At 37.3% G+C, this 23,504-nt stretch carries 15 protein-coding genes; 5 read left to right on the top strand and 10 right to left on the bottom strand.

Features of this window, described 5'->3' with window-relative positions; all coding sequences use genetic code 11:
* Nucleotides 1-3,794, bottom strand: a 3,794-nt coding sequence (locus tag C9J29_RS23295; RefSeq protein WP_107922868.1) for a S8 family serine peptidase, incomplete at its 3' end; no start/stop codon positions are given.
* A 413-nt stretch (nt 3,795-4,207) separates the two neighbouring features.
* The gene (locus C9J29_RS23300) at nt 4,208-5,392 is read right to left on the bottom strand and encodes an MFS transporter (RefSeq protein WP_089986443.1); all 1,185 of its coding nucleotides are present in this window, start codon (nt 5,390-5,392) and stop codon (nt 4,208-4,210) included.
* Between the two features lie 303 nt (nt 5,393-5,695).
* On the opposite strand from C9J29_RS23300, the gene C9J29_RS23305 reads away from it, so the two are divergent.
* Nucleotides 5,696-6,508, top strand: coding sequence for an MBL fold metallo-hydrolase (locus C9J29_RS23305; protein ID WP_090002678.1), 813 nt, complete (start codon nt 5,696-5,698; stop codon nt 6,506-6,508).
* An 84-nt stretch (nt 6,509-6,592) separates the two neighbouring features.
* On the opposite strand, the gene C9J29_RS23310 is transcribed toward C9J29_RS23305, so the two are convergent.
* Complete coding sequence (locus C9J29_RS23310) at nt 6,593-7,570, bottom strand: tRNA dihydrouridine synthase (RefSeq protein WP_008177902.1); 978 nt, start codon at nt 7,568-7,570, stop codon at nt 6,593-6,595.
* 262 nt (nt 7,571-7,832) lie between these two features.
* Here C9J29_RS23310 and C9J29_RS23315 point away from each other — a divergent pair, with 262 nt between their 5' ends.
* Both C9J29_RS23315 and C9J29_RS23320 read left to right on the top strand, forming a co-directional pair.
* Complete coding sequence (locus C9J29_RS23315; protein ID WP_090002665.1) at nt 7,833-9,707, top strand: leucine-rich repeat domain-containing protein; 1,875 nt, start codon at nt 7,833-7,835, stop codon at nt 9,705-9,707.
* A 91-nt stretch (nt 9,708-9,798) separates the two neighbouring features.
* Complete coding sequence (locus tag C9J29_RS23320; protein ID WP_237068915.1) at nt 9,799-10,389, top strand: hypothetical protein; 591 nt, start codon at nt 9,799-9,801, stop codon at nt 10,387-10,389.
* A 67-nt stretch (nt 10,390-10,456) separates the two neighbouring features.
* On the opposite strand, the gene C9J29_RS23325 is transcribed toward C9J29_RS23320, so the two are convergent.
* Together C9J29_RS23325 and C9J29_RS23330 are read right to left on the bottom strand one after the other, a co-directional pair.
* Nucleotides 10,457-12,097 carry a thiamine pyrophosphate-binding protein gene (locus tag C9J29_RS23325; RefSeq protein WP_174804745.1) on the bottom strand — a complete coding sequence of 547 codons (1,641 nt, stop codon included), beginning with the start codon at nt 12,095-12,097 and terminating at the stop codon, nt 10,457-10,459.
* A gap of 33 nt (nt 12,098-12,130) precedes the next feature.
* A complete protein-coding gene (locus C9J29_RS23330; protein WP_089986438.1) occupies nt 12,131-14,908 on the bottom strand; it encodes a bifunctional diguanylate cyclase/phosphodiesterase in 2,778 nt (925 codons plus the stop codon).
* Nucleotides 14,909-15,618: 710 nt separating this feature from the next.
* Between C9J29_RS23330 and C9J29_RS23335 the strand changes: the two genes are divergently transcribed.
* The gene (locus C9J29_RS23335) at nt 15,619-16,287 is read left to right on the top strand and encodes a peptidylprolyl isomerase (RefSeq protein ID WP_107922870.1); all 669 of its coding nucleotides are present in this window, start codon (nt 15,619-15,621) and stop codon (nt 16,285-16,287) included.
* Between the two features lie 66 nt (nt 16,288-16,353).
* On the opposite strand, the gene C9J29_RS23340 is transcribed toward C9J29_RS23335, so the two are convergent.
* Nucleotides 16,354-16,683, bottom strand: a complete 330-nt coding sequence (locus C9J29_RS23340; RefSeq protein WP_043990409.1) for a BRCT domain-containing protein — start codon at nt 16,681-16,683, stop codon at nt 16,354-16,356.
* A 111-nt stretch (nt 16,684-16,794) separates the two neighbouring features.
* On the opposite strand from C9J29_RS23340, the gene C9J29_RS23345 reads away from it, so the two are divergent.
* Complete coding sequence (locus C9J29_RS23345; RefSeq protein ID WP_107922871.1) at nt 16,795-18,366, top strand: histidine kinase N-terminal 7TM domain-containing diguanylate cyclase; 1,572 nt, start codon at nt 16,795-16,797, stop codon at nt 18,364-18,366.
* A 27-nt stretch (nt 18,367-18,393) separates the two neighbouring features.
* Here C9J29_RS23345 and gnd read toward each other — a convergent pair whose 3' ends face one another.
* Genes gnd through C9J29_RS23365 form a run of 4 tightly spaced genes read right to left on the bottom strand, consistent with a single transcriptional unit; the run spans nt 18,394 to nt 23,449 of the window.
* The gene (gene gnd, locus C9J29_RS23350; RefSeq protein WP_096365590.1) at nt 18,394-19,794 is read right to left on the bottom strand and encodes a decarboxylating NADP(+)-dependent phosphogluconate dehydrogenase; all 1,401 of its coding nucleotides are present in this window, start codon (nt 19,792-19,794) and stop codon (nt 18,394-18,396) included.
* A gap of 27 nt (nt 19,795-19,821) precedes the next feature.
* Entirely contained in the window at nt 19,822-21,168 is a 1,347-nt protein-coding gene (locus C9J29_RS23355; protein WP_089986435.1) for a GntP family permease, read from the bottom strand.
* Nucleotides 21,169-21,183: 15 nt separating this feature from the next.
* The gene (gntK, locus tag C9J29_RS23360; RefSeq protein WP_107922872.1) at nt 21,184-22,725 is read right to left on the bottom strand and encodes a gluconokinase; all 1,542 of its coding nucleotides are present in this window, start codon (nt 22,723-22,725) and stop codon (nt 21,184-21,186) included.
* Entirely contained in the window at nt 22,718-23,449 is a 732-nt protein-coding gene (locus C9J29_RS23365) for a GntR family transcriptional regulator (RefSeq protein WP_008177887.1), read from the bottom strand. The genes gntK and C9J29_RS23365 overlap by 8 nt, the downstream gene beginning before the upstream one ends.
* Nucleotides 23,450-23,504 lie beyond the last annotated feature (55 nt).

A 23,504-nucleotide genomic window follows, 5' to 3' on the forward strand; every position in this document is an offset into this window, starting at 1 on the left:
CCATTGCCATTACCATTGCCATTGCCATTGCCATTACCATTACCATTGCCGTTACCGTTACCATTACCGTTACCGTTGCCATTACCGTTACCGTTGCCATTACCATTACCATTACCGTTGCCATTACCATTGCCGTTACCATTGCCATTGCCATTGCCATTGCCGTTACCACTGCCATTGTCATTACCTGGCTTTTCAACTAACACATCAAATGTTAGTGTGTGGTTACCATACGTTACCGTAATCGTCGTAGTACCTTGACCTTTTCCTTTTACAACGCCTGCATTGACAGTAGCTATTTTAGTATTTGCTACTTCATAGGTTGCAAGCTTAGTAACATCTTTTTCTGTTGTTTGACCATTAACAGTAGTTACTTCAGTAATCTTCACGGTAACTTCTTTACCGATTCTTGTTTCAACCTGTGCTTGGTCAATTTCTAGTGTTACTTTTGGTTCTACAACAGGTGCTTTAACTGTAACATTTACCGAAACAGTATTTTTACCGTATGAACTAGTAATGGTAGTCGTACCTTCACCTACTGCAGTGACTAATCCATTTACTACTGTTGCAACATTTTCATCTCCAACAGCATACGTAGCTTTTGATGTTACGTCTTCCTCTGTTGCATCACCTTCTGCAGGTGTTGATGTTTCCGTTACCTTAAGCTGTGCAGTTTCCCCAGCTGTAAGGTCTAGCTCAGTTGGATTTACAGAAAGTGTTACTACTGGTTCAACTATTTCTTTTTCATATATTTTTGCTTCCCCAACATTCCCGGCAGCATCCGTAATGACTACAGATACAGCATTAGTTTCCGCTGTTACTGGGAATGTGAAGCTACCATCTTGATTTAATTCAAAAGCAACAGGTGCTTTTACTTGGCCATTTACCGTCGAAATATAGGAAGCTTTTAATTTATCATTTAAATTGTAATGTAAATCATATAAAGCTAATTCTTCATTGTAGTCGATATATTTATCTGTTACTTGTCCTGTAGCGACGCCATCAGCTACTGAACCCGAAATTTCTGGTTTAGTCGTTTTCACAATAATTGGTCCAACATAGTCGGAAATTGCACCTGATGCTGCAAGACCTGTAAAGTCAATTGTATAGAGACCATCTGGAATCGTTGTGGCAGGTTCTGTTCCCCATGGTTTGTACTGCCCACCAATATTCAGTGTGTAAGAGCCTTTACCTAGCGCTGTACCTGCATGGAGATAACCAATGTAGCCGTCTCCGTATTCGCCACCTTCAGGATTCATAATATCCCACAGCTCGATATAGTTAGTTGTTACATCTCCAGTTAATGTGAATGAAAGGACTGCTGAATCTTTCACGCCATCTCCGTTAAAGGATAGGTCTGTTTCTGTAATCTTGTAATCTTTAATTTCCGTTACTGCCTCGCCGCCAAGGTCAGCTGCGAATGGTAATGAAATTTCTGTATCTCCTCCATTGATATAAATATAGCCTAGTATTTCAGAGCCGTTTGGTGCTGTAGCCTGTGAAGCAGTTAATGTAATATTTAACACTTGCTCACCGTTTAAATTAAATGTCGGCTGATCGACTGTAACCGTTGCATCACCAAATGTTTTGGTCACATCAACTGAAACGCTATAATTACCACCGTTTCCTTTCATGTCTTTTACTAGAACTTGTTTCGTTACAGAAATATCCTGGTCCTTCAGTGATTGTGGACCGAAAGTAACTGTACCTTTCAAGTTTTCAGTAATGGCACCCGTTCCATCTAAAATTGCGGTATCAAGTGCATAAGCAAGAATTTCTGGGTGCGCTGCAGCGTACGGATTTACACGCCCCGCACCTTGAGAAAACACATCGTATGTTGTTTTATCTAAAACCTTGGCCGTATTAGAAAGCGCCACTTTTACATCAAACGCATTCCAATTAGGATTGGCTTGTTTAACTAATGCCACAATACCTGCAATATGCGGTGTTGCCATAGAAGTTCCTGTTTTACGGCCATAAGCTTCTGCATAATCCGCATCAGGGAAATCTTTTTTATACATTGGAATTGTTGACATAATATTTGTTCCAGGTGCACTTACATCTGGTTTAATATCAAAGTTTGGAGTAGATGGTCCACGTGAACTTGAAGAGTTTACATCATCCCCCAGTGTCTTTGTGGAAGCAAATTTACTGAAGCTTATTTTGCCTTTTCCGCCTGCTAATGCAGCGCGCATGGCATTGCCATCCGTTTGAGACATATCAAATGTTGGTAGATATTCGAATGCATCACCAAGGAATGTGCCTGAAATGTCCGGTGCATTTGATCCACCTGCAAAGTTATGAATAATGGTTGCGACAGCTCCATTTGCCTTTGCATTCGCAATTTTATCAACGAAGGCGATACTGCCACGAGAAATCAATGCCACTTTACCGTCTACATCAATTCCTTCAAAGTCTTTTACTTCTCCATTTCCTGGAACAGCAACTACATCAAATTCTCCTTGAAGCTGTGTAGCTACATTTTTTCCGAAAGTAGTTCCCATTAATGGAAGCTGTTTAGTTAAATTGTAGTTGCCAATTGTCACTTTCACTTCCCCGTTGTACATGATTTCAGGATTTGTTGTGTTACCAACAGCAATTCCTAGACGAGCGGTTGCAGGCGTCCCCATTGTTCCGCGATTCGGACCAGAGTTCCCTGTTGCAACTACTCCGATTGTTCCAGCTATCATCGCATTATTTATAGCAAATGAACCAGCATCCGTTTCAGTGTTAGCTCCCCCGCCAAGTGAAAGGTTGATAATGTCCATTTTTTCAATGACAGCTGTTTCAATTGCTTTAACAATACCTGAGGTAGCACCACTTCCATATGCCCCAAGAACACGGTAAGCATAAAGGTCTACTTTTGGAGCGATCCCTTTAATGCCGTATTCGTTAGCGCCGATTGCCGCAATTGTTCCAGCAACATGTGTACCGTGAGATGTATAGAACGCGCTTCCTTTTTCATTAAATTCAGGTGTCCCAGCTGGACGCTCTGAAGGCGATGTTTCCGAGGCATCATTATCAGCCCGAGGCTTCGTGTAAGTCGAAGAGTTTGGAATAAAGTTCTTTCCGCCTTTATAAATTCCAGCGAATTCAGGGTGATCTGTATCAATACCCGTATCTAATACAGCTACTTTTATTCCTTGTCCTTCAAGCCCTTCCTTCCAAAGCTCTTCGATGCCAAGAAAAGAATTACTTGTATTCATTTGAGCTTCTAATTGATCTTCCTTTATAAGTTCCGATGATTTCGTCGAATCATCTTCTGATGCGTGAACAATGACATCAGGTTCTATTAATGTAATTCCTTCTACTGTAAGCAGTTTCGGGAGATCGTTTGCTTTCACAGTTGCCGCAAAACCGTTTAAAACAGTATCAAATGTATATCCTTGAGTCATTTGAACCTTTTTAGTAGCTAACTCTTTTTTAACTTGTGCTTGCTGTACTTTTACATTGGAGCGAACTACTTTTGCTTGGGCATTAGAGAATTTTTGGCCTTTGATTTCGCTTATACCTTGCTCTAGTGCAACAGGCTTTTCAGATAAATGAACAATGACTGCAACCTGTTGATTGCCTGATACATTTTGCAAGCTTTCGTGGAGAGTTGGACCATCTTTAGACAAGCTTAGCTGTTCAGCAATAGCCGCCTTTAGTTGGATAATACTTTCACTTTGACTATCCTGCTTGAATGGTTTCGATTCTTCAGCACTAGCACTCGACAATGGAACCAATAAAGAGAGCACCATAACGAAAACTAGAATACTACTTAAAAACTTCATAAACTTAAAATTTTTCAAATCTCATTTCCTCCCCTACCTTTAATTGTCACACTTTTCAGTTTAGTGTGATATTTCCAATTTATCACAATTGAACTAATTCGAGAATCGGAATATTTAAATATTCTGAAATATTGATAATTAGTATCATTTTATGAAATATAGATTAAATCTATCTTCCTAGTAATGGAATAAAAAAGGGGAACTTTCGAATGAGAAATACCTATCGGAATTTCCTTAATTAATCCTATCCAAACAGATAAAGTAGGTATAGATGGCTGTAGTAGCTTATAGAAAAAGAGGGAGGCCAATAGGAGGAGTGATTGGGCGGATTATTTTATAGCTTAAAAATAAAAATAACTGGCGATTTTTTTACAAATCGCCAGCTAAAAGTATGTGGTAAACTACTTCATCAGTAAATGTCATTTGATTTTTTATGCAGATTGTTTTTGGTCTAAGTGATGACTAAAAAATGTTAATAGGCTTGCACAGATTGCAACGAGCCCACCTACCCATGTTACATTCATTAAATTCCCTTGATGATAAACAATTCCGCCTAATGCAGATCCAAAGGCAATACCTACGTTACTCGCAACTGGCATAAGAGAAGCGGCCAATCCTTTAGCGCTTGGTTGGAAAATTTCAGCAAGATCAATTAAATATAGCTGAGTAGATGTTGTTAACAGGATTGCCATTAACGACATTAATCCGATGTTGACTAGTCCTAAAATAAAATGATTGGTGGTCCAAAATAAACAAATTAGCACAATTGCCTGCACGAGAAAAACAAAGCGAAGGCGACCGATAGCATTGTGATTGGCAATTTTACCAGCGAGAATATTGCTGAATATCGAAATAAACCCATATCCAAAAAGGATAAGACTAATAGAATTATTTGGAGCTCCCATTGCGTTCAAAATAGGAACAAGGTACGTAAAGACCGCGTAAGTTGCACCAAATCCTAGAGCAGGAATGAAAAAGGCCATTAAAATACGTGGCTTGATTATGAGAGAAAACTGATCCCGTATGGAGCTACGTACTTGACTGAGCCCTTTTGGCAAGACGAAGAAGGATGCAAAAAAAGCAACCCCTCCTAGTAAAGTGGTTAACATGAAAGTGGCATTCCATCCATACGAGTTGGAAATTACAATACCAATTGGTACTCCCACGACATTTGCCAGTGTGAAACCGCCGAAAACGAATGAAATGGCAAGTCCACGTTTGTTACTCGGCATGGTTTCGCTTGCCACAATCATGGCTAGAGAAATTAAAACGCCTGTTACAACCGCTGTCATAATACGAAGTAGCAGCAGCATAATGTAGTTCGTAGAAATGATACACAAAGCATTAAAGACGATGAAAGCTGCTATTAAAAACAACATCCATTTACGCTTTGGAAAGTGACTTGTTGCGGACATCACGAGTGGTGTAGCAACGGCAAATGTAATGGCAAATGCAGAAACGAGTGTGCCTGCTTTTGCATTTGTCATTTGTAGACTTGAAGAAATATCAGTTAAGATTCCGACTATGACAAACTCACTTGTCCCCAACACGAATGTTAATGAAGTAAGTGTGAAAATAAGTAACCAATGTCGCTTGGATAATTGAGTGTGGTGCATAAATACCTCTTTCTTAGATGAATATAAATGTGTCACAGAGTAGATAAACAACCTAAACATCATATCATAAAATATTTTTACAAGAAAAATCTTTCTAGATTGCATGGAATTATTGGATTTCCACTTTCGATAAGGCTACTAATTTTAATAGCTACATCAACTATGGTTAAACATCAATCCTGCTTCCTTACATTTTTTATTAAAGGAGGAATTTACTAAGTTTGGTCGAAATTTAACATGAAGAAAGCTTGTTCAAATTCTGCCGTACTAACTACCTTTAAAAAAGGAAAGGGAAGATTCCTGATGATTCAATTCCAAAACCATACTATTACAGTTTTTCAAAGTGCATTATATATGACTACCTCGGCAATCATTCAAACGAATGAAGCAATCATTATGACAGATCCTAATTGGTTGCCTAGCGAAATTCAAGAAATTCAAGATTTTATAAATAACATTCAGGGTGACAAACAACTTTATATTATTTATACCCATAGTGATTTTGACCATATAATTGGTTCAGGAGCGTTTCCAGAGGCCAAGGTAATTGCCTCTAAACGATTTGATGACAATTCGAATAAAGCAGAAAGCATTCAAAAAGTTCATCAATTTGATCAGAAATATTATTTACATAGGAGTTATTCCCCTGTATATCCTACAGTTGATATTGTCGTTTCAGAGGATGGATATACAGTAGAGTTAGATTCGATTACGATGACCTTTTATCAAGCCCCTGGCCATACAGATGATGGTTTATTTACAGTGATAGAGCCATACGGTTTATTCCTTTCGGGCGATTACTTGTCTGATGTTGAATTTCCGTTCATCTTTAGCAGCTATAAGGATTATGTGAATACGATGAATAAGGCTGAAAAAATTTTACATAATCATGCCATAACAACCCATATACCCGGTCACGGAATGACGACCCAAAATCAACAAGAAATTCAAAAAAGAATTGATAGCTCAAGATATTACTTAACTCAGCTTCCACAAGATAAAGGAGAGTTAGAGAATTATTTAAGGAGCGAGTATTCATTTTTTGAGGGAATGAAAAGCATTCATACTGACAATAAAGAGATGATCTGTAAAGAAAGTTTAGAAGAGCATTTGTAGTCTTCTAGAATGCATCGAAATGTATGACAATGCAACCAAAAAGGAGATTGGCTTGCAATAGCCAGTCTCCTTTATTATGAAAGCTTACTTTGTTAATTGGTTTCCAGTAAACGCTGCAAGTAGTTCACGTACTTCGTCAGTTGAATGGGCATTGATTAATTGAATGCGTAATTGACTAGCTCCCTTGAAGCCACGCACATATATTTTAAAGAAACGTTGTAATGCTTTAAATGAACGAGTTTCAAATTCCTTGGAATATTGATCATGAAGATCAAGGTGAAGGGATAGCAAGCTCAGGTATTCCTCTGCACTATGCTCCTTTGGCTCTTGCTCAAAGGCATATGGGTTTGAAAACACGCCTCTCCCAATCATTACTCCATCAATACCGTATTGCTCAGCTAATTTTAAACCTGTTACTCGGTCAGGAATATCTCCGTTGATCGTTAGCAATGTATCAGGAGCTATTTCATCCCGTAGTTTTTTTATATCTGCAATCAATTCCCAATGTGCGGGGACCTTACTCATTTCTTCTCGTGTACGTAGATGAATAGAAAGGTTAGCGATGTTTTGTTTTAAAATATGAGTGAGCCACTCACGCCACTCAGCTACATCTGTAAAGCCAAGTCTTGTTTTTACGCTAACAGGTAAACCACCAGCTTTAGCGGCTTGGATAATCTCTGATGCTAGTTCAGGATGAAGAATTAAGCCGGCTCCTTTACCACGTTCAGCTACATTATCGACTGGGCAACCCATATTAATATCGATCCCTTTAAAGCCCAGCTCTTTCATGCCGATACTCATTTGACGGAAATGTTCAGGGTTGTCTCCCCAAATATGGGCAACAATCGGCTGTTCATCTTCTGTGAAAGCTAAGCGGTTACGCACGCTATCCATACCGTCTGGATGACAATAGCTTGTCGTATTGGTGAATTCCGTGAAAAATACGTCGGGACGACCTGCCTCACTAATGACATGACGAAATACAACATCTGTCACATCCTCCATAGGTGCTAAAATGAAAAATGGCCGTGGTAAATCAAGCCAGAAATTATTTTGATTCATTGATGAATATCCTCTCTTTCCAAAATACTACCTTGCAAAAAGATAACATATTTCGTTTATTTCTTCACAACTAATTGGCTTAGGCACCTATAAGAAAGTTCGAAGTGGTCCTCTTTACATTAATGGGGAATGATTATAGGTCTTCACAGCATTTTTATTGTTAATCTAAAGGAGGGATACCATTAGTATTTCTTAGAAATATTGACATTTATTTTTCAGACCACTAAGCTTAATTGGAAATAGACAGGGAGGGGGATTGCCAGTGGAATTTGTTACATTGAAATGTCCTAATTGTAATGGAAACATTGAATTTAAAGAGGGGCATTCATTCAAATGTCCATTTTGTGATACTGAAATAATGTTAAAAGAAAATAAAGTCTACTATGTAGATCAAACGATTAATAATTATTATGGTACAACTGCTCCTCAAACAGCGACACGTCCAAAATCGAATTTAAAAGTATTACTTCTTATTCCGATTGTCTTTCTATGTGTATTTTTTGGATATTTGCTGTTAAGCAACCATCAAAAAGAAGAAGGAAATTATGGAGGGACAGCTGTACGAACAATACCAGAAAGCGAGGTTTTACTACTCTTTTTAAAAGACGTTTTTGAAAAGGGGGATGTAATGCCAAGTGAAGAAGAGATTGCAAGCATCCGTTATTTGGCTGCCTATTTTTCTGAGGATCAATGGCATTTTGATTACAGTCTGGATGATCCGTTTACAAATAAGGAAGCAGAAATTGTGACCTATACTATGAAGGATAAGTTATTAAACACACAAAAAATTGAACAAAAGGACTTCGAAGCATTTACTGGATTGACTGTATTGAAGCTGATGAATGATTATGAAATATCGCAAAGTGAAAAAGTAAGCTTTCGACATTTGAAAAACTTGAAAAGCTATACAGGGAGCTTTAATGAATCTTTTAGTAAAATTGCGGAATACTTTAGCGATAAATCTACGGTTTCAGAACTCTCTATCCAAATTCGAAGTAATAATGAGCTTGCTTTATTAGTAGAGTTTCCCAATCTCCAATCACTAGAAATATCTTATTTGACGGAAGAGGTCACAGATTTTCAGCTTCTAAATAAATTGCCGCTAAAATCACTGTCTTTAAAATTTACCAATGATTTTAAATGGCTATCTACTTTAACAAATTTAGAATCATTAACAATCGATAATAGTGATGCGACAGATTTTAGCTCTTTTTATTCATTGAATCAATTACAGGAATTGAAGCTTACTTCGGTAAGAAATTTAAAAGCTCTTGATTTCATACAAAACATGCCTAATCTCCAATCACTTGATCTTGAAAATATGAACATTGCTAATTTAGAAAAATTAAGAAATAAGTCGTCTTTAACAAAGCTACGCTTATCTTCTCCAGGTCAATTGGAATTACTTGATATTGTGAACAGCCTAACGTCACTCACAGAGTTAACGCTAACAGGTTACTATGGCGACACTTCACCGATAGTAGCGCCCCATTTGAAAAAGGCGGAAATAACAGGCTCTTTTATACCGAAGCTAGAGGCACCTAGTTTAAAAGATTTGATTGTGGACATAAGTGGAGCGGATTCGACATTAAATGGTGCACAATTACGGAAATACCCAAAGCTCGAACAACTCACAGCGAAGGAGTATGGAATTTTTACAGAGATTAGTTCTTTAAATGACCTACCCAATTTGCAAACACTACATTTTGACGAGACAGTTTTTGAAGAGGGAACGAGGGAGCTATTCAATCTAAAACATGTAAAAACATTAAAATGTTCTAAATGTAATTTTCAATTTATTAATGAACATCCTTTAACGAACAATGTGCTGTTGCATTTAACTTTAAATGATGTATCGATGCGAGTAGGGAATGGTGATTGGGTGCATGAGGTTGATAAGGTGATGCCTTTCTTTGCTGGTTTTTCAGCTCTACGTTCATTTACTTTACAAGATAGTTCATTACAATCGTTAAGTTTTTTGGAGAATTGGCAACAAATTGAGGTGCTTCACTTGGAAAACAACGCTATTTCAAATATAGAGCCTTTAGTGAATCTACCGAATTTGAAAAAGCTTTATATTTTAGGAAATCCGGTACAAAATCAATCTGCTCTAAACAAGGAAATTATAGTTTATTAAGGTCATGCGTAATTTAAAACATTAGAAATGTGGATTTTTAGGTTATTACAATATGAGAGGCGATAAAATAGCTTTATGGGAGGGCCGAAAGATGAAGAAGGCAGAAATGATGGATCAGCATTTAGAGACGTATGAAGAAAAGATTAGTAGCACGGAGATTTGGCATACTGTAGATTTAATTTATAAAATTAACTTGGATGAGGCTCCTATTGTCAATAAAGAGATGGAAGGAATGTCTTCATTATCAGGAAGAGAGGCCATAGATTCCCTTCTACAACAATATGAGGGAACTATAACAGGGGCAAAGGCTCGAAGTATTCTAAATGAAATGTTTGGTGTTAATTTGGATGCCATTTCCTCACTAGAGGGAGCAAGGCTAGCTTTATATTCAAAGGGTCAATGGATTGTTCAACATGAAAAGGATTTATTTGTCGTACATACAGGAGCAGGAGATATAGACGTGAAGGTCTATCCTACAAATTATTTCTTAGAACAAACTGGGCTTAAGCAATTACCAACTAATTTACAGCAGGAGCTAGCAAGTATCGGATATTACTTCGATGATACAAAGGATAGCTACTATTACTCAAATCCGACGGGTGAAGCTGTTTCAGATGCTTTTAAAGGAAAAACAATAGGTGCGATACTCGGGGTTATTCAACAATCATTTGCACATTTATAAATTAAAAAGGTCATATAGAGGGGTTATTCATCCTATCTATATGACTTTTCATTATTAGTGATAAAATTTACTTTCCAAAAGAGGATAAAAATTTAACTCGATCTCCCATAGGAGGTGTATTATTGTCGGTTAACACTACTTCCAATACAGCCGGACCATTTAAATTCATCAAGTTATGAAGCATATCTTGGTTAAGTTCTTGCAACTCTGTTACTTGGAAGCTTGGTATATCCATCGCTGAAGCCATAGCACTAATATTAATTGGATGTTGTTCAAAGGATGGATGCGTACGCTTAAACTGTAAAGCATGTCCATGGTATACCATCCCTAAACGAGCATTATTCATGACAATAAATAAAATGGGTAGATTATATTCTTTTGCTGTTAAAATCTCCATCCCATGCATGAAAAAGCAACCATCTCCTGTAATACATGCAACAGGACGTTCAGGTTCAGCTAACTTTGAACCAATGGCAGATCCAATTCCACTTCCCATAGCTCCAAAATGGACATTTATATTAAATGTATCATAATCTACTACTTTCATATGATGAATGACATAGGACATAAATTCACCAATATCAATAGCATATCTTGTAGAGGCAGGTAAATATTTTTGAATAGTTAACAATACATTTTTCGTGTTATATTCCCCTGTGTCTGCTTCATAAATCCCTTTATTTTGTGTAACCTCAAACGAAGTTCTTGCTAGACCTTTAGCTCTTAGTTCTTCAATAAGCAATAATAAACTACTATGGATGTCACCTAGAACGGGTAGATCGATTTCATATTTACGGTTGAACACGGATTGATCAAAGTCCAGCTGTATTGAAAAACGATTTTTCGTAAGATTTAAGTTGTAGTTATTCGTAGCTGTCTCACCTAAACTTGAACCGACAATGAATAAAACTTGTCCATCGCCATCAGCTATTAATTGCGAGGCAGCCTCGTGGCCAGCAAAACCGAACACACCAACTAGGAGAGGATGATCCTCTGGAATATACCCTTTAGCTTGTGGTGTTGTGATAATTGGCCAATTTAAAATTTCTGCTAACTCTAATAGTTGTTCAACAGAGTTTCTTACCCCTTGTCCTACCAAAATATAGCCACTTCTTCTTGCTAATAGCTCTTCAGCTACACTTTTAATGGTATCTAATTCAGGAACAATAGCTGTTCCCTTTGGTGGAGCTGGTATTTCTACGTTTGGAACGGTTTCATGTTGAACATCTATTGGTATAGCGATATGTACAGGACCTGGCACGCCAGATAGAGCAATTTCTGATGCTTTTACTATTTCTGTTAGTAAATCCTTCGATTCTTTCACCGTTACGCTATATTTGGTAACTGGTCGGAAGATAGGTTCAGCATCTAACTCTTGAGAGGCATTTAAACCGATCGTGTTAACAGGAACAGCACCGGTTAAAAATAAAACCGGTAAATGCTCCCGCATAGCATTTGCGGCACCTGTTATTAGGTTTGTTCCACCAGGTCCACTACAACCAATACAAACACTTAGATGGTTGGTGTATTTTGCGTAAGCCGCAGCCATATAGGATGCTGCTCCCTCATGTTTTGTGACAATAGGTGTTAATTCACTCATATCATTGAGTTCATCAAAAAATGCATTGACGGAGCCTGCTGGAATACCAAAAATATATTGCACACCACTATTTTTTAAATACTCTAAGACTGTGCGAGCTGCTTTCATCATCATTTCTCCTTTGCATATTTATTTAATAGGCTAACAGAAATATTTTTTCATAATTTCCCCAGCTTTCATAGGCTTACTGAAAAAATATCCTTGCATTAAATGACAATTTTGTTCCAATAAATAGTCTGCTTGCTCCTTTGTTTCGACCCCTTCAGCAATAACCTCCAGTTTCAAATTTTGAGCTAGGGTAATGATTGTATTAGTAATAGCTGCTGCATCATCCGTTAACATTTCTTGTACAAAGGATTTATCAATTTTTAATGTGGAAATCGGTAAATTTTTCAAATAGCCTAAAGATGAATAACCGGTACCGAAATCATCAATAGCTAAATTGACCCCAAGACCATTCAATTGTGTCATTGTCTTTAATGTTACCTCTGTATTTTTTACAATTAGATTTTCTGTGAGCTCTAGCTGTAAATATTCAGGAGACAAATCTGTTTCATATAAGACATTTTCAATAATAGAAAATAAATTATTCTGTTCGAACTGATGGACAGATAAATTCACAGACATACTAATTAAAGGATATCCTTGATTATGCCACTCTTTTAATTGCTTGCATGCTTCCTTAAGAACCCACTCACCGATTGGAACGATTAACCCTGTTTCTTCAGCAAGTGGAATAAACCTATCGGGCGTTATCATGCCATGTTCTCGATGATTCCACCTTAATAAAGCTTCCACACCTTTAATTTTATTTGTTTTATAATTGATTTGTGGCTGATAGAAGATAATCAATTCATCTCGCTCTAAAGCCTTATATAAATCATTTTCAAGTTTGATACTCTCAAAAGTTCTTGTATCCATTCCTTCACTAAAGAAATGGTAGCTAGTGCCGGGCGTCTCCTTTGATTTATACATGGCAGTGTCGGCATTTTTGATTAACGTTTCTGTAGTATCACCGTTTTCAGGAAATAAACTGATACCAATGCTTGTTTTAATATATATTTCATTGTCTATTAAATTAAAAGGTTGCGAGAAAGAAGCATTGATACAATTAATAACTTTTAAAATGTCATTCTCACACTTAATATTAGGTAAATAGATTGTAAACTCGTCTCCACCTTGCCTTGATACAGTTGCATCTTCTGGGACGCAAGCACTTAAACGTTTGGCAACACTTTGAAGCAATAAATCACCATAACTATGACCTAGCGAATCATTTACTAACTTGAAACGATCTAAATCCAAGTAAAGCACAGCTAATTTTTCACCATTTACTTTCGCATACTTTAGTCCTTGCGTTAGTCTGTCTATTAAAAGAACTCTATTGGGCAAATCCGTTAAACTATCGAAGTAGGCGTGGTATTTAATTTTCTCTTCTAATTGCTTTCTTTGCGTTATATCTTTAAATGTAATAACTTCGCCTACGACTTTATCCCCTTCTTTTATTAAAGAAGTGACGTATTCAACAGGGAAGTTGGAATGATCTTTTCTGAAAAATACTTCATAGCTGTTAAAATTTGCATTTAAAAAGGGTGAAACAGTCATGTTGTCCTCTGCTTCACAACCACTCATAATAATTTCAACTGATTGTCCAATCAATTCTCTATCTGTTTCATACCCCAGCATGAGCGCACCTGCTGGATTGCAAAATGTAATGTTACGGTCAAGATCCAATCCAAAAATCCCTTCACCTGCCGAGTTGAGAATTAACTCTTTTTCACGGCTAAGCTGTTGTAACTCCGCGACTACTCGTTCAAGCTCTTTATTTTTGTCTCTTACTTCTGATGTTCTCTCCTCAATAATAATCTCTTGTTTTTCCATATATAACTGGTTGGATAAGGCAGATGCAGTAGTATCAACAATGGATTGAGCTAACTGTAATTGAGTCTCAGAATAGAAAAAAAGTTTATTTTCAAGATTCACAATCGAAATTTGTCCTAAAATTTCACCCATTGAAATCAAAGGAAACATAACTAAACCATTTATACCGAAATTACGACAAACTTCATGATTTGGCCTGTCATCCTCAAATACATTTGGAATAAGAATCGCTTTTTTTGTTTTAAAAACCTCTTGCATGACAGGATCATTGCTCTCATCAATTTTTATTTTGTTATGCGTTTTAAGCCAATTTTCTTCGGTCCAATCGCTATCCTTACTCAACTTAGCCGGTTTAATACTTTTTTCTGCTAAAGGATCTAATAAATGAACACCTATATTTTTATTATCTAAAACCTTTTCTAAGTAGAAAAAGCATTTATCAAGGCTTTCCTGTAGCGAAGAGCACATGGATAAGTCGCGTGTAACATCGAGCAGTAACTGCTTTTCATTTATAAGATGCTCTTTATAAGTTAAGTTGTTTGCGTTTTGAATGGCCACCGCAGCCATATTTACATAGGCCTCAACCGTTTGAATTTCTTCCTCTGTTAAGTTCATTGGAATTCCATAATCAAATAAAAAAACAAGTCCAAATAACTCTTGTTCAAACGAAATAGGAAGTACTAATAAAGATTTAATATGAAATCCTTCAACGGCTCTAGGGTCAGGGCGATTGTCTCTTGAAGTATCAGGAATATAGATTGTTTTCTTTGTTTCAATCACTTCCTTCGCAAGTAAATCTATTTCAGTCTCAATGACATGCATATTCAATGTCCAGCCGTTAATCACTTCTGGTTTTCCTACATATCCTCTGAATGTTCCATCTTCTTGTGGTAAATAAATTCCCACTGAATCACAGTTAACGATTTCTTCAGATATTGCGATTGTTACCTGCTCCAATACTTCACGTAAATCTAGCTTCATGTTTATCATTTTCGTTATATTGGCCAGTCGAGAATATCTCGTTTGTTCTATAGACATGTAAATGAACCCCCAATTTTTTGTCATTGTCCTGTAGAAAAAATGTTAAATTTTTGCTTTATTCGTATCGAATGTCTTATTATTTTATTTTACAGTAGTAATAATCAGGTAGGTAAAAAAATGTAGAAATTAGTTAAAATTTCTTAAGAGTATTTCTCGGTTTTAGCCATTACCCTTTTTATATAGGACTAGAATCCTTTGTATAAAATTAAATACATTCTACAGTGGCGATAATGATCTATTAGGTTTTTACTAGGAATGAAAAGTAAATGTTCATCAAAAAAAATGCAACAATCTTGTATGGCTCTTTGTAGCATTTTCACGGGAAAATTATGTGTCAGTTCAAAAATGGGTTTGCTCAACTTTAATGGAAGAATATTAAAATATTATGATGATCTATTTGACCGCTAACTATCTAAATAATCTTCAGCCCCTTTTCCAAAGGTCTAAAGTTAAAATGACAAACATGGAATTATATTCAATTTAAGAGAGCTTCCTAATTTTATTCTACAGTGCAATAAAAATTCCTCTCTCTAAACATGCATTCACCTCCTAAATAATGAAATATTCTGATTATTAAATTGTTATATATCCAAAACATATTCTAATTTAGGGTACAAGAAATCACCTCGACATGATGGCTGAATGATTGTGGTCAAGCATGGGATAGTTTTATAATGAATAGATGGAAAATAAGAGGAGTTGAAAAGATGTTCACACGTAACAAAGGTTTTTATGTAGTGTTATCGTTGCTAGCAATCATTTTTGTATTGACGGGCTGTGGTACAGCTAAGGACAATAAGAAAACAGAGGGAAGTACAACGAAGGAATCAGAAGAAAATTACGCATCAAAGGTGAAAGAAAATCCCATTGTAACAATTACGATGAGCAATGATGAAAAAATTGTCATTGAATTAGAGCCTACTGTAGCACCCAATACTGTAGCAAACTTTATTTCATTAGTGAAAGAAGGATTTTATGATGGTCTTATATTCCATCGTGTCATTCCTGATTTTATGATTCAAGGTGGAGACCCTTCAGGTAATGGGACAGGTGGACCTGACTATTCAATTGACGGCGAGTTTTCCTCAAACGGTTGGGACAATAGCCTGAAACATGAACGTGGTGTCATTTCAATGGCACGCTCGAAAGATCCAAACTCTGCAGGATCACAATTTTTCATTATGGTCAAAGAATCGACGAATCTAGATGGAGACTACGCTGCTTTTGGGAAAGTTCTTGAAGGTATGGAAACGGTAGATGCTATAGTTGCAGCTGAGCGAGATGCTACCGATAAACCATTAGAAGATCAGCAAATGAAAAAAGTAGAGGTGGATACGAAGGGCTTTGATTACCCAGCACCTAAAGTAAATAAGTAGACATTAAAAAGGCTAAATCAATTAGGATTTAGCCTTTTATAAGTGCGTATAACCTCGTATATACCCTTATCCTCCAACTTCCTTTGGTATCGAAATAAGCCATAAAAAATCGTCCTCTATAAGTATTTGAATATCCTCACCATAGTTCATTAGTTGCTCAGCTTTGCGTTGTTTAGTACTGATGCCACGACGTTTATCTCCAAGGATAACAAAATCCGTTTGTTGTGTGACGGTGCCTTGTAAAAATCCACCACAAGCCTTTACTTGTTTGGCTGCTTCTGAACGAGTCATCGTGGAAAGAGCGCCTGTAAACACAATTTGTTTATGATAAAAGGGGTGGGGAAGGCTTTCGGTTGGATCTGAAAAGAAGATGTCTAGGCTGTCTTGATTAGTCATATTGCCCTCCTGAAACTCCTTCGATTTTTGCCTGCTAGTGGTGATAAATACATCCACAAAGTTTTGCATGTATGCTACATTAAAAATAAAAATTTAAAGAGGTACATAGACATGAATTCACAATTGACCGCTTTTATTACTCTTTGCTGTACATCAGGTGTACTAAATTTGTATTTATGTTTATATGTCTTTCTACAACGTTTTAATTATACAAAAATTGCTCAATTGTTTATTGGTTATACAGCTTTAATAACGGTGTACTGTTTTGCTTCTGCGTTTTGCATAATAGCTACATCACTTGAGGCTATAAAGATTTGGACAACTATTTTATATGTCGGCATGGCAACTTCTGCACCCTTAGGCTTATTGTTTATCATGCAGTATTTGGGCTTTCATTTATCAAAGAAAAAACTCATTGGAATTCTTGTTATTCCTGCTATTAGTATAGTGTTGGTTGCTACGAATGATATCCATCATTTACATTATCGAGTATTTGAAATTGACCCTGTTTTAGGGGCTCCTTATATTCATCAGGAAATTGGTTTATGGTATATCCTTCACGGCATCTTCACATTTTCCAGCATGCTGGTAGCATTTTTATTAGTGCTGACCCATTGGAAGGAAACAGCTAAGTCTTATCAACCACAATTAATTGCGTTAATGTGTGGGCAGTTGATTCCCATTATAACAGCATTTGTCTATTTGCTGGGCTTAACACCACAAGGAATTGATCCAGTTCCAATGGTTTTATGGGCTTCCTCCCTGTTATATTTATGGTCTATTCATTCCTCGCGCTTGTTTAGAGTAATGCCGGTCGCTAAAGATGCTATCTTTCATAGTATCAATGATGGCGTTATCGTATTAGATGAAAGTTATCGATTAATAGAATTTAATCAAGCTTGTAATAAGATGATCCCATCTTTAACGAGATCGATGTTCGGCATGGACTTTGCGAAGGTATGGCTTGAGGTAACGGGGCAGTCGATTCCCTTTACAGGGGAGAGCGTAGTGAAGGCACAGGAATTTGAGCTAGATCTTACTAATCGTACATATCAAGTGCGTATTTCAGCACTACAGCATGTGAATCATGGTAATGGACTATTACTAATTTTCACCGATATGACGGAGGTAAAAAATCTCCAAAGAATGTTAGAAAAACAGGCCTATTATGATGAGCTTACACAAATTTATAATCGCCGTGCATTTTTTCAACAATGTAATCAAGCATATGTTGAGGCGAAAGGGACGTCATCCTCATTTACGGTGGTGCTAATGGATATTGATCATTTTAAACATGTCAACGATACGTATGGTCATGCAGTGGGTGATCAAGTACTAGTTCATGTCGTCAAGGCTTGTCAGGATGAATTAAAACGTGGTGAACTTTTTGCAAGATATGGCGGTGAAGAATTTGTTCTTGCGTTACGAGGATGCACATTAGTAGAGGGAGAGGCTTTAGCAAATAAGCTTTGTCAGAGTATAGAGCTACAACCGCTTAAGACTACAGAGGGCATCATTACGACTACGATTAGCTGTGGGGTAGCTGAAGGGACAAATGGGGAAGAGACCTTATATCAACTCTTGAACAAAGCAGATAAAGCACTGTACTCAGCAAAACAAGCAGGACGTAATCGAGTACATGTGTATAGAGATAATGAAAAAGCTAAAATATACAATCATTGAACAATGATGTATATTTTAGCTTTTTACTTACCAATCTGTGTGAAAAAAACCTGCTAAATCAGTTCGCTCATACGTATGAGCACCAAAATAATCGCGCTGTGCCTGTAGCAGATTAGCATTAGATGAACCAGTTCGATAGCTATCATAATATGTGAGCGATGCACTTAAGCATGGTAATGCATTACCTGCCTGTATACCTTCACACACAATTTTTCTCAATCCACTTTGATAATCCTTTGTTTTTTCTGCAAAGTAAGGATCGATTAATAGGTTAGCGAGTGTAGGTTGTTTCTCATAAGCATCGCTTATAACATTTAAAAACTCTGCACGTATAATGCAGCCACTACGGAAAATGAGCGCAATATCCTTTAATGGTAAGTTCCAATTATAGAGCTCTGAAGTCATTTTATATTGCGTAAAGCCTTGTGCATAGGCACAGATTTTCCCCATATAGAGGGCTTGTCTGACATATTCTACCCACATATCTTTATCGAGATTTGGCTGAGTACTGCTGGGACCTGCTAATACTACTTCTGCACGAACTCGTTCTTCTTTTAATGATGAAATATAGCGAGCGAATAAAGCCTCTGTAATAATTGAAGTAGGAATACCATTATCGATGGATTGCATACTCGTCCATTTGCCAGTTCCTTTTTGACCAGCTTTATCAAGAATCATATCGATCAGAGGTAAGCCTGTGACATCATCTTTTTTTCGTAAAATTTCAGCTGTAATTTCAATTAAATAGCTTTTTAATTCTCCTTCATTCCATGTTTCAAAGATTTCAGCGATCTCCTCAACAGACAATCCAACATTATTTCTTAAAAATGTATAGGCCTCGGCAATAAGCTGCATATCAGCGTACTCGATACCATTGTGGACCATTTTGACAAAATGGCCTGCCCCTTTAGGCCCCATATACGTGCAGCATGAAGTGCCCTTAAATTGCGCTGCTATTTTCGTAAGAATAGGAGCCGCTTTTTCGTAGACCTCACGATCGCCACCAGGCATGATAGAAGGACCTGTCAAAGCTCCAACCTCACCACCTGAAATGCCAATGCCTAAATAGCCGATACCTCGAGCCATCAGTCCATCATGTCTACGCTCGGTATCTTGATAGTGAGAGTTACCGCCGTCCATAATAACATCGCCTGTTTCAAGGAAAGGCACTAAGGAATCAATGACTGAATCAATGGCTTTACCAGCAGTCACCATTAAAAAGATCTTTCTTGGCTTTTCTAAAGATTGCACAAAATCTTCTATTTCATAGTAAGGAGTAAGCGCTTGTCCTTCGACCTTTTGTAGAAGTTTGTCCGTTAGATCGCGTGTATAGTTATAAACTGCTACTTGCTCGCCCTTATTAGCCATGTTTAAGGCGATATTACTGCCCATAACACCTAAACCAATAACGCCTATTGTATTTAACATTTATGCTCGCTCCTTCTTGTCTATTTTTTAAACAAATAAACTAAGTAATAAAATAAATCCTAAACCAGCTACAGATACAATGGTTTCTAGCAACGTCCATGTAGCAAACGTTTCTTTCATACTTAATCCGAAATATTCTTTAAACATCCAAAATCCAGCATCATTAACATGTGAAGCAATTAAGCTTCCCGCACCTGTCGCAAGAACCACCAATGCAAGGTTCACATCATGTTGGCCTAACATAGGGATTACTAGCCCAGCTGTTGTTAAAGCGGCAACCGTAGCTGATCCCAATGAAATACGTAAAATAGCAGCAATGATCCATGCTAATAGAATGGGTGATAAGGTAGTTCCATGGAATAGCTCAGCTACATAATCACCGACGCCCCCATCGATTAATACTTGTTTGAAGGCACCGCCACCACCAATAATCAACAGCATCATGCCAATATGTGAGATTGCTGTTGTACAGGATTCCATTACTTGCTTAATTGGAATTTTTCTTGCTATACCCATCGTATAAACGGCTACTAATAAGGAAATTAACATGGCGGTACCAGCCTCTCCGATGAAGCGGATTCCGGCTAATAAGCTGTTATCCTCGAAGCCTATTGTTTTTTGTAGCAGTGTAATTATAGTAGCGATGGACATTAAAATAACGGGTAACAATGCAGTGAAAACACTGATGCCAAAGCTAGGAGTATCCTCCAACTCAAAGGTTTTTTGCTCTCCTAAAGAGGCAATATTCCCAGTTTTATTGAATGATTCAGGCACTAATCTTTTAGCTACCTTTGTAAATAATGGCCCAGCTATAATTACAGTTGGAATGGCGATAATAAAACCATAAAGCAATACTTCCCCAATGTTTGCCCCATATTCACCTGCAATCACTGTAGGGCCTGGATGTGGGGGTAAAAATCCATGTGTAACCGATAAAGCGGCTGTCATCGGAATACCTAGATACAAAATAGATACCTTCAATTGTCTTGAAATAGCGAAAACAATAGGTATTAATAGTACTAGTCCTACCTCAAAGAAAAGGGCAATTCCGATAATAAAGGATGCCGCTACCACGGCCCACTGAATATTTTTTTCTCCAAATTTGTTCACAAGGGTCATAGCAATGCGCTGTGCGCCCCCTGAATCGGCTATTAATTTACCTAGCATTGCGCCAAGTCCAAATATTAATGCCAAGTGACCTAGTGTACCACCTAATCCTGCTTCAATCGTTTTCACAATACTATCTACAGGTATTCCAAGAACTAAAGCCACACCAAATGAAACAATGATTAAAGAGATAAACGTATTTAATTTAAAGACCATTATTAAAATTAACAGTGCAATAATACCAATACCTACAATAACTAAAGGCATATTTTTTCCTCCTTTTTAGTCGGGCTTTATTAAGCTCCTCTGATATTGAGCAATAGATGCATAATCGTCTGCTAATACCCTTGATAAACGAATGAAAATAGGAAGTAGCTGTCTATATTCTTTAGCTGCCTCTTCTAAAGGGGTATGTTTATAAGTGTCACCAATCATATCCGCAACCACTTCAAAGGAATCAATTTTGCCGATTGCATATAAGCCTAAAATACAAGCACCAAGACAGGAACTTTCATAGCTTTCAGGTACTACTACCTCTGATTCAAAAATATCAGCCATCATTTGTCGCCAAATCTCTGATCGTGAAAAACCACCTGTTGCTTGAATACGTGTAACGGGACTTTCCATACATTCAAGTAAGGCTAGGTATACGGTATATAAATTGTAGATAACCCCTTCAAGAGCAGCTCGTATCATATGCTCTTTTTTATGGGACATGGTTAAACCAAAAAATGAACCACGTACATCTGGATTCCATAAAGGAGCGCGCTCCCCTGATAAATAGGGATGGAAGAGTAATCCATCAGCACCGGGTCTTACACGCTCGGCAATTTTCGTTAACACGTCGTACGGATCAATGCCTAATCTTTTAGCGGTTTCAATCTCAGAAGAGGCAAACTCATCACGAATCCAACGAAGAACCATGCCTCCATTGTTTACGGGGCCCCCAATAACCCAATGGTTTTCTGTTAATGCATAACAAAAAATTCTTCCTTTTACATCTGTTTTGGGTTTATTAATAATCGTACGAATGGCACCACTTGTCCCAATTGTAACGGCAATTTCGCCGTCCTTAATGGCGTTAACTCCTAAATTTGAAAGCACACCATCACTTGCACCGATCACAAAAGGTGTTTGAGGATCAATGCCGATTTGCTCAGCTAAAATTGGGTGACAGTCGGTGAAATATTTAGTTGTTGGTACGAGTGTTGATAATTGTGCACTTGTAATTCCAGCCACCGTTAAGGCCTCTTCATCCCATTCTAAAGTGTGAAGATTCATCATCCCCATAGAGGAGGCTAATGAATAATCCACGACATATTCATTGAAGAACTTTTTAAAAATATATTCTTTAATGCCGATATATTTTTTTGTTTTACTAGCTAGTTCAGGGTGTTCCTTTACAAGCCATGTAATTTTACTTAGCGGGGACATGGGATGAATTGGGGTCCCCGTTCTTTTATAAATCTCATGCCCGTTCCATTCGTCTTTAATTTTATGTGCCCATGCTTCACTACGATTGTCCGCCCAAGTAATGACAGGAGTTAACGGTCGGTCATTTTCGTCTATCGCAATTACACTATGCATGGCACTACTAAAGGATACAAATAATAATGGTTTGCCCGAATGGACTTTCATAATATTTGACATTGCTTGCAGTACTGCCTGAAAAATCTCTTCTGGATTTTGCTCCGCTGTCGAAATATCAGGTGTATATAGTGGATACCCAATATTTTCTTGTTGAATAACTTTGCCTTGCTCGCTGAATAATACAGCTTTTGTGCTAGTAGTCCCTATATCTACACCTAACATATAGTTAGTCATCCTGTGACTCAACCCCTTTAGATAGCATTTGCTGAGACCTCCATAGGTCCTCCACAGTCCCTTGAACATCGTCAAAATTGTCATGTAAAGATTTAATCATGAGCTTTCGATCTTTAGCTCGGATAGCATCTATATATAGCTCGTGATTGTTTACAATACGAGTGAAATCATCGTATTTTTCAATAAAGCGCATGCGCATGGATAGTAGTATTAATCCTTCCATTACTGGTTTTAAATTATTCCAGATCATACCGATATAGGAATGTCCAATGGAGCGAATAATAGCTTCATGGAACATAACATCCTGATAAGAAAATTCATCTGCATCATTATATTTTATGGCAACCTTCATCATTTCTAATGTTTTGCTAAGTTCTAGCGCTAGGTTAGTTGTATCCATTTTAATGAGGCGCTCAAACACAAATGTCTCAATCAGTAAACGAACATCATATATTTCTTCTATTTCCTTCTCTGACAAACCAATGACAACAGCGCCCATTTTCTCAAGTCTAATGATGTTCTCAGATGCCAATGTCCTTAATGCTTCACGAATGGGTGAACGACTTACTTCAAAATCGGCTGCTAATTTGTTTTCAGAAAGAATGGTACCGCTTTCAATTAATCCTGAAATAATACGCATTCTAAGCTCATAAGCTACACGATCGCCAGTTGAAGCCTTAGAAAGCCATTTTTGAGGATATAAATAATCATTAGATTCGCTCATAATATCACCTTTTTTAATTTCAGTATACTTGTATACAAGTATTATAGTCAGAAAG

This window comes from Lysinibacillus fusiformis (assembly GCF_003049525.1).
GTDB lineage: Bacteria > Bacillota > Bacilli > Bacillales_A > Planococcaceae > Lysinibacillus > Lysinibacillus fusiformis.

What these genes read in the sequence shown, in the direction of transcription:
- C9J29_RS23300 (WP_089986443.1), bottom strand. Translation starts at nt 5,392, where the DNA reads ATGCACCACACTCAATTATCCAAGCGACATTGGTTACTTATTTTCACA.
- C9J29_RS23320 (WP_237068915.1), top strand. Translation starts at nt 9,799, where the DNA reads ATGAAGAAGGCAGAAATGATGGATCAGCATTTAGAGACGTATGAAGAA.
- C9J29_RS23335 (WP_107922870.1), top strand. Translation starts at nt 15,619, where the DNA reads ATGTTCACACGTAACAAAGGTTTTTATGTAGTGTTATCGTTGCTAGCA.
- gntK (WP_107922872.1), bottom strand. Translation starts at nt 22,725, where the DNA reads ATGACTAACTATATGTTAGGTGTAGATATAGGGACTACTAGCACAAAA.
- C9J29_RS23310 (WP_008177902.1), bottom strand. Translation starts at nt 7,570, where the DNA reads ATGAATCAAAATAATTTCTGGCTTGATTTACCACGGCCATTTTTCATT.
- C9J29_RS23330 (WP_089986438.1), bottom strand. Translation starts at nt 14,908, where the DNA reads ATGTCTATAGAACAAACGAGATATTCTCGACTGGCCAATATAACGAAA.
- C9J29_RS23355 (WP_089986435.1), bottom strand. Translation starts at nt 21,168, where the DNA reads ATGCCTTTAGTTATTGTAGGTATTGGTATTATTGCACTGTTAATTTTA.
- C9J29_RS23345 (WP_107922871.1), top strand. Translation starts at nt 16,795, where the DNA reads ATGAATTCACAATTGACCGCTTTTATTACTCTTTGCTGTACATCAGGT.
- C9J29_RS23340 (WP_043990409.1), bottom strand. Translation starts at nt 16,683, where the DNA reads ATGACTAATCAAGACAGCCTAGACATCTTCTTTTCAGATCCAACCGAA.
- C9J29_RS23325 (WP_174804745.1), bottom strand. Translation starts at nt 12,097, where the DNA reads ATGAAAGCAGCTCGCACAGTCTTAGAGTATTTAAAAAATAGTGGTGTG.
- gnd (WP_096365590.1), bottom strand. Translation starts at nt 19,794, where the DNA reads ATGTTAAATACAATAGGCGTTATTGGTTTAGGTGTTATGGGCAGTAAT.
- C9J29_RS23305 (WP_090002678.1), top strand. Translation starts at nt 5,696, where the DNA reads ATGATTCAATTCCAAAACCATACTATTACAGTTTTTCAAAGTGCATTA.
- C9J29_RS23365 (WP_008177887.1), bottom strand. Translation starts at nt 23,449, where the DNA reads ATGAGCGAATCTAATGATTATTTATATCCTCAAAAATGGCTTTCTAAG.